General features: G+C 40.2%; 8 protein-coding genes. 6 read left to right on the forward strand and 2 right to left on the reverse strand.

Translation table 11 applies throughout. The annotated features are described in order from the left end of the window. Positions 1-78: 78 nt before the first annotated feature. Complete coding sequence (locus EKM93_RS13280; RefSeq protein ID WP_125716006.1) at positions 79-666, reverse strand: TetR/AcrR family transcriptional regulator; 588 nt, start codon at positions 664-666, stop codon at positions 79-81. Positions 667-848: 182 nt separating this feature from the next. On the opposite strand from EKM93_RS13280, the gene EKM93_RS13285 reads away from it, so the two are divergent. Beyond that, positions 849-1,538, forward strand: a complete 690-nt coding sequence (locus EKM93_RS13285) for an SIR2 family NAD-dependent protein deacylase (RefSeq protein WP_225423721.1) — start codon at positions 849-851, stop codon at positions 1,536-1,538. After that, on the forward strand, positions 1,535-2,509 hold the full coding sequence (locus tag EKM93_RS13290) for an SIR2 family NAD-dependent protein deacylase (RefSeq protein ID WP_125716008.1): 975 nt from the start codon (positions 1,535-1,537) through the stop codon (positions 2,507-2,509). The genes EKM93_RS13285 and EKM93_RS13290 overlap by 4 nt, the downstream gene beginning before the upstream one ends. A 174-nt stretch (positions 2,510-2,683) precedes the next feature. Here EKM93_RS13290 and EKM93_RS13295 read toward each other — a convergent pair whose 3' ends face one another. Then, positions 2,684-3,727: a zinc-binding dehydrogenase gene (locus tag EKM93_RS13295; RefSeq protein WP_125716009.1), complete on the reverse strand. Its 1,044-nt coding sequence runs from the start codon at positions 3,725-3,727 to the stop codon at positions 2,684-2,686. A 199-nt stretch (positions 3,728-3,926) separates the two neighbouring features. Here EKM93_RS13295 and EKM93_RS13300 point away from each other — a divergent pair, with 199 nt between their 5' ends. From EKM93_RS13300 to EKM93_RS13315, 4 genes are all read left to right on the forward strand, one after another. Further along, the gene (locus tag EKM93_RS13300; RefSeq protein ID WP_125716010.1) at positions 3,927-4,385 is read left to right on the forward strand and encodes a MerR family transcriptional regulator; all 459 of its coding nucleotides are present in this window, start codon (positions 3,927-3,929) and stop codon (positions 4,383-4,385) included. Beyond that, the gene (locus EKM93_RS13305) at positions 4,386-4,937 is read left to right on the forward strand and encodes an NAD(P)H-dependent oxidoreductase (RefSeq protein WP_125716011.1); all 552 of its coding nucleotides are present in this window, start codon (positions 4,386-4,388) and stop codon (positions 4,935-4,937) included. A 15-nt stretch (positions 4,938-4,952) separates the two neighbouring features. Continuing rightward, entirely contained in the window at positions 4,953-5,234 is a 282-nt protein-coding gene (locus EKM93_RS13310) for a YciI family protein (protein ID WP_125716012.1), read from the forward strand. A gap of 134 nt (positions 5,235-5,368) precedes the next feature. Next, on the forward strand, positions 5,369-6,463 hold the full coding sequence (locus EKM93_RS13315; protein ID WP_225423722.1) for a DNA alkylation repair protein: 1,095 nt from the start codon (positions 5,369-5,371) through the stop codon (positions 6,461-6,463). Positions 6,464-6,994 lie beyond the last annotated feature (531 nt).

The raw sequence follows: 6,994 nt of genomic DNA on the forward strand, positions 1-6,994 counted from the left end.
ATTATTGAACCGCCGTATACGGATCCGTACGTACGGTGGTGTGAGAGGTCGGTAGCTTAGCTACCTCCTACTCGATACTTAAACATCTTGCTTAAAAGCAAGGTAACCCGAATTTATAAATTTATTCAACAACTGGAGTTCATGATACCAAGCATCATCTTTTACAAAGTGATGCTGTTTGTTGATGGCAAAAGAACCGTGGATCATATAGTGAAAGAGCAAGTCAGCATCTTGGGCATTTAAACCAGTTTGAGCTTGAATGCCCGGGACAACGTTAGCCCGTTCATGCTTCATAATTGCGCCAATGATGTAATCACTTAAAGCCGGATCCATCAATAGTTTTTGATACTTTGACGTGGCACCGATGCGTTGACAGACAGGCAGTAAGGATTCATTTTGTTTGAAAGCTTCAATTGATGTCAATGGCTCTAAGGCTTGTTTAGGCGATTGATCAAATAATAAAGCATCTGCCAAAACGGCATCTAAAACAGCGGTTAAATTGTCAAAATGCAAATAAAATGTGGAGCGGGTAATCTCTGCTTTGCGGCAGACTTTCGCTACGGTGAGCTTATCATAAGTTTCTTGGGCGATTAATTCTAAGAAACTATCCTTGATAACGCTTATCGTATAGACCGTTCTGCGATCAACTTTACGTAATTTTGTCATAATTATAAATCCTCTACAGTTTTGAATAAATGTCTACAAAAAAATCTTTTTGGGAGAGTTGTGCTTAAAATTTAGCACAAAGCTTAGTATACTTAAAAAAGTTCGATACACTGTGTAAATGATTATACACTATGTAAATAATTATGCAACGTGTTGTAAATTTTTAAGTGAGGATGATCAATTTGGTTGAAGCAATCTTATCAGCTCAGCAGCAACTGCAAGCTGCCGATGCTATTTTAATTAGTGCCAGTAATGGACTGTCCATTGCGGAAGGCTACCATATATTTGCAGACGATGCGAATTTTAAACATTATTTTAATGATTTTCGGGAGAAATATGGCTTCCAAAATCTGATTCAAGGGTTATTCAGTCCTTTACCAGAAGCAGAGCATCAAGCCTATATGACACAAGTTCGGCGCTTTTTAATTGAGGATTATCAGCCAACGGATGTATTTAAAACTTTAAAAGAAATCATTGGGACAAAACCCTATTTTGTGGTCACCTCTAATGCGGATACCCACTTTCAATTAAATGGTTATGCGCCTTCAAAATTATGGGAGATTGAAGGTAATTTTGCGGGCCTAGAAGAACGCTCTGAACCATGGCAGGCACAGTATACAGCGTTTCAAAATTTCACACAGCAGCACGCTGATGGTAAAGTCGTACAGTTAGAATTGGGGATTGGGGCTAATAATCAGCTGATCAAAATGCCTATGATGCAGCTCGTAGCAAAACAGCCAACTTGGCAATTTATAACCCTTAATTTACCGCAGGCAATCAATATTTTGCCTCAAATTACAGATAGAAGTTTAGCAGTTACCGGTGACATTAAAATAAATTTACAAGCAATTGCGAAAGGAATGGCACGATGAACGACTCAATGTATGAACAACTTGTTTTACAAGCTCAAATGAATTATCAAAATTACTATGGCATGTATGCCCAAGGCCAAACACCAGTTAAATTATCAGAGAAAAAACCATTATCATATGACGAACAAATTCAAATTTTCGCAGATAAAATTAAAAAGGCAAATCATGTGATCATTGGCGGTGCTTCAGGACTTTCGGCAGCTGGTGGCGGAGATTTTTATTATGAGGACACGCCTTCTTTCAAAAAGTATTTCGGCAAATTTGCTGAAAAGTACGGTATTAAAGGTGCTTTTGCAGGGGTACGCTATCCTTGGAAGACTCGAGAAGAATACTGGGCTTATATGGCAACCTTCTTATATACAACCCAACATGCGGCCGTTCGTAAGCCTTATGCTGATTTACAGGCAATTCTAAAAGATAAGGATTATTTTATTGTAACAACGAACCAAGATACACAGGCCATTAAAGCTTTTCCAGAAGATAAAGTTGCGCAAATCCAAGGAGATCACCGATTCTTCCAGTGCTCTAAAAATTGTACTGATGAAGTTTGGGATGCGACGGCACCAGTGGCTAAAATGGTTGAAGCGATGGGGGATGATACGAAAATCCCTAGTGAACTAATACCTCGTTGTCCAAATTGTGGTGCAGAAGCGTTTCCTTGGGTACGGGGCTACGGGAACTTTTTGGAAGGGGCACGGTATCATGAGGAATATCAAAAAATTTCTGATGATGTGACGGCTCATTTGGAAACAGAGAATGTTGTTTTTGTGGAACTTGGTGTTGGTCGGATGACACCGATGTTTATTCAAGAGCCATTTTGGATGCTGACAGGGCACATGAAAGATAGCTATGATATTATGGTGAATCAAGAATATCAATTTTTGCCAGAATTTATTGAAGATCGTGCACAAGCTATCAAAGGTGATATCGATCAAGTTTTGACGGATGTTAGACAAGTATTAGGGCGGTAAAATTATAAAAAGGTTGGTTTAAAAATACGTTTAAGCCAACCTTTTTTCATGTTTTAAACGGCAATGGGTCTGGTGAAAGCGATCGGATTATCATAACGCAATATTAATGAATTAAAAAAACGGATCAGTCGCTATTATTGGCGATTGATCCGTTTTTAAATTACATAGAAATAATTAATGACTTACAACAACTAAAGATTTGATCGCTTCACGATTTGTCATCGCTTGATAAGCGTCGTCAATTTCATCTAAATTAAATTGTTGGGTGAAGACTTTACCTGGGTGAATGTCACCATCTAAGACGGCTTTTAACAAAACTTGTTTGTCATAAGTTGTAACAGAAGCAGGGCCGCCAGCAACTGAGATATTGCTGTAGAAAGATTCTGTCATATCCATCTTAGGTTCGTGGGGCAAGCCAACCCGGCCGACAATGGCGCCAGGACGTGCTGCTTTAAAAGCAGTGTCTGTGGCTAATTCAGTCCCAACACATTCTAAGACAGCATCCGCACCGGCACCGTTTGTCAAAGTTTTAACTTTGGCAATGGCTTCGTCGCCACGTTCAGCCACAATGTCCGTTGCACCAAATTCAAGGGCTAATTTTTGACGATCTTCATGACGGCTCATGGCAATAATACGTTTAGCACCTCGCATTTTAGCGGCAATAACACCACATAAACCGACAGCGCCATCACCGACAACAACAACTGTATCGCCAGTTTTAACGTTTGCCACCCGAGCAGCATGGTAACCGGTAGCCATGACGTCAGCCAAGCTCAACAATGAGTTTAACATGGCGTCACTGTAGTCTTCTGGTTGGCCAGGGATTTTGACTAAAGCCCATTCGCCATGTTGGAAACGAACATATTCAGACTGAACCCCATTACTAAAGTTATCCGTATGATTTTGGCAGACGCCATCAAAACCGGCTAAGCAAGCTGCACAATGGCCGCAGCCGTGGGTGAATGGAGCAATGACAAAATCGCCAGGTTTCACGGTTGTAATGGCATCCCCAACAGCGTCTACAATCCCAATGGCTTCATGACCAGAATTTTCAGAATGTTCTGGTGTATCATCTAAGCCTCGATAACCCCATAGATCCGAGCCGCACACACAAGTCCGAACCACATGAATAATAACGTCATCATCTTTTTGAATCGTTGGTTTTTGGCTATCTTCAATTTCAACTTTGCCAGGTTTTACAAATACAGTATGTTTCATAGTTGTCTCCTTTTCTAGTTCCAAATTTAAGGCGCACAAAATAAGAATTCCTGTTCAGTATAGTTTACTAGAACAAATTTGACAAATACTCAACGTGCATACTTTATATAGTTAAGAGGTATTAATAAAATTGAAATTTTTGCTTGACTTGGAGTGCACTTCAACCAATATAATCGGTTAATGTTATGGAGGCGATCAAATGTCCGTACTAAGTATTCAGGAAGTGAGTCAAAAATATGCGATTAAAACAGACACCATTCGTTATTACGAAAGAATTGGGCTAATGCCACCAGTTCCAAGAAAAGCTAATGGTAATCGCTATTTTGACGAGGCGTTGCAAGGCTGGTTAGAAATGTTAGTTTGTTTACGGCGTTCAGGTATTTCGATCGAAGCTTTACATGATTATACTGAGATGGTTCAAGCAGGAGATAAAACGCTAATGGCGCGGCAAAACCTGTTAGAGGCACAAAGGACGCTATTATTGGAGAAGCAAGCGGATCTAGAGCGGTCGTTGAAACGGTTAGATCACAAAATTTCACTTTATAAATCTGGTGAAATTAGAGCCAATAAAAGTTATTTTGAAGAATACAAAATTCCAGAAACCATTCAGTTAGAAAATGAACGCAAACGTCAGTTTAAAGAGAAAGGATCTTTATAAGTGAAAAAAATTGTTGTTTTAGTTTTCCATCCAAATATTAAAACCTCTCAAGTCAATCGGCAGTTAGCCCAAGGATTAACACAAACGGCGGGGGTCACCGTCCGTTATATGTATGATTTATATCCTGATGGCAAAATTGATGTGGCCCAAGAACAAGCTGTCCTCAGCCAGGCTGATCGGGTTGTTTTGCAATTTCCAATGTATTGGTATAGTAGCCCTGCGTTGTTAAAACAATGGGAAGATGATGTACTAACTTACGGTTGGGCTTACGGTTCAAAAGGGCATGCTTTGAAAGATAAAGAACTCGCACTAGCAGTTTCTCCGGGTGCTAAAGCAGAAAATTATGGTCGTTCAGGGACATTTGGCTACACAGTTACCGAATTATTACGGCCTTTGCAAGCTACAAGTCATTTGATTGGTATGAAGTATGTTAAACCATTTTTGACGGTTGGCGCCAGTGCCCTTGAACCAGCAGTATTAGCGCAACAAGTTGAAAAATATAAAGCTTACGTGACAGCACCAACATTAGCATTACTTGAAGATTATGAATAAGGTGGCGAGGATACAATGTATTTAATTAGAATTAAAATTAAAGCAGAAGCGCAACAAGATAAAAAACGACTTGAAGCACATAAAGTTTGGTTTACAAAGCATTTTGAACAAGGGGATTTCTTAATTGTTGGGCCTTCACAAACATTTGAAATGGCGGGCGTTATTATAGCTCGGGCCCAAAGTTTAGCGGCATTGAACGAAATTTTGGCAGGGGATGCTTACTATCCTAATTTAGCTGATTATGAAGTGAAAACTTTTACACCAGCAATGGTAGCGTCAAATATTGCAGATGTATAATGGCTTTAAGGATTAAAAAAAAGCAAGCTCAGCGATAATTTCTGAGCTTGTTTTTTTATGGTTAATAAACTAATTGACGAACGTACGTTCAAAATGTTAAACTTTAGTTATCTAAAATAAAGGTGGCGGCAATCTTGGCAACAGCGCGAAAAGAAATTTATGATGCAACATTTATTCAGACATTGGGCACGGCAATTCACGAACAAGATGCCAGTTTCCAAATGGTTAAGTTTTTAAAAACTTGTTTGACTGCGGATTGGGTGGATTTAAAGCTCATGCAGCGCTGTGATCGAATAACAGTGGCTTTACACGATCAACTGCCAGCCGATTTTGAAGCTGCTGCTCCAATTCTAGCAGCGATTGGGCCTAAGTTTACGGGCTTAGCTGCAATTTGTCTGCCAAATTATGTTGCGTGTTATGGCTTAAAGCATTGGCAGACAGCTATGGATTTATTGGCTTTGTTAACCCAGTTTTCCACGGCGGAATATGCCATTCGACCATTTCTAGTGGCGGCACCGGAACAAACACAGGCACAAATGTTGGCGTGGAGTTCAAGCTCAGTGGCGGCGATCCGACGCTTGGCCAGTGAGGGGATGCGGCCACGATTACCTTGGGGGACACGCTTGCGCCAATATGTCGCTGATCCGGCACCTATTTTTACCGTTTTAAAAAAGTTGATGTTTGATGAAAGTTTGTATGTCCAAAAGTCGGTGGCAAATAATTTAAATGATATTAGCAAAGATCATCCCCAGGCAGTAATCGAGTTTGTTCAAAATTACTGGGGTCAAAAAAAGACGACGGACTGGATTATTGCAAGGGGTCTGCGCACTTTATTTAAGCAGGGAAATACTGAAGTTTTGACGTTATTAGGTTATGCCAAATGCGCTGTAATGCAGTTGAAGTCAGTGAACTTAACGCCCAAACAGCAGACGGTTCAGTTAGGAAAAAATTCGACGCTGGCTTACACGCTAACTTCGGCGGCACAGACGGAACTGCCGTTATATATTGGTTATCGGGTGCATTATATTCGTCAAAACAAAGTCGGTGCCTTTAAAGATTTCTTTGTAAAGCGGATTGTTTTGACGCCACAACAGTGCTTATCGGGGATGTTAACCATTAAGTGGCAGCCGTTAAGTACACGCCGGCTTTATCCAGGGATGCATCTGATTGAATTATTGGTGAATACGGAGGTTGTTGCGGCTAGTTCTGTGATATTGACGATGAATTGACAGTATAAAGCGCTCATGTTATCCTAAAATTATTAATTAACGGAGGGGTGTCTTATGTCGGGCATTTGCTAGACTTTTATATCAGAAAAACAGATTAAAGTGTCTGTTTATTTGTGTTTGATAAATCTAGTAGTGTGAACCGATCTAATAAGACACCATTGTGCTTTTTTGAGATACAGTGGTGCACTGTATCTTTTTTTGTGCCTTAAATTAGGGTTCACGCTCTAAAACGCGTTCACCTACACTGATTTTTGCGCTTAGCTACGTCTAACTTGTAAGCGAAAACCGCTCACGGCGTTAGTCTAGGCTATGCTCAAAATCAAACCGTGTTGGTTCACGCTCTAAAACGCGTTCACTAGGGCAAAGCTCTCACCTAACTACGAATTATTCATAAGCCAGAAACGCTTATTTCATAATTCTAGGTTAGTGTTCGAGACTTTCCCGCCCTAGTTCACGCTGTTATGTAATGACCCCTGTCAAGTAAAAAATCACAATTATCGTTAGCACTAACAAACTCCAGAAACTAAAATC

This window comes from Agrilactobacillus yilanensis, from assembly GCF_003946725.1.
In the GTDB taxonomy this organism is placed as follows: Bacteria; Bacillota; Bacilli; order Lactobacillales; family Lactobacillaceae; genus Agrilactobacillus; species Agrilactobacillus yilanensis.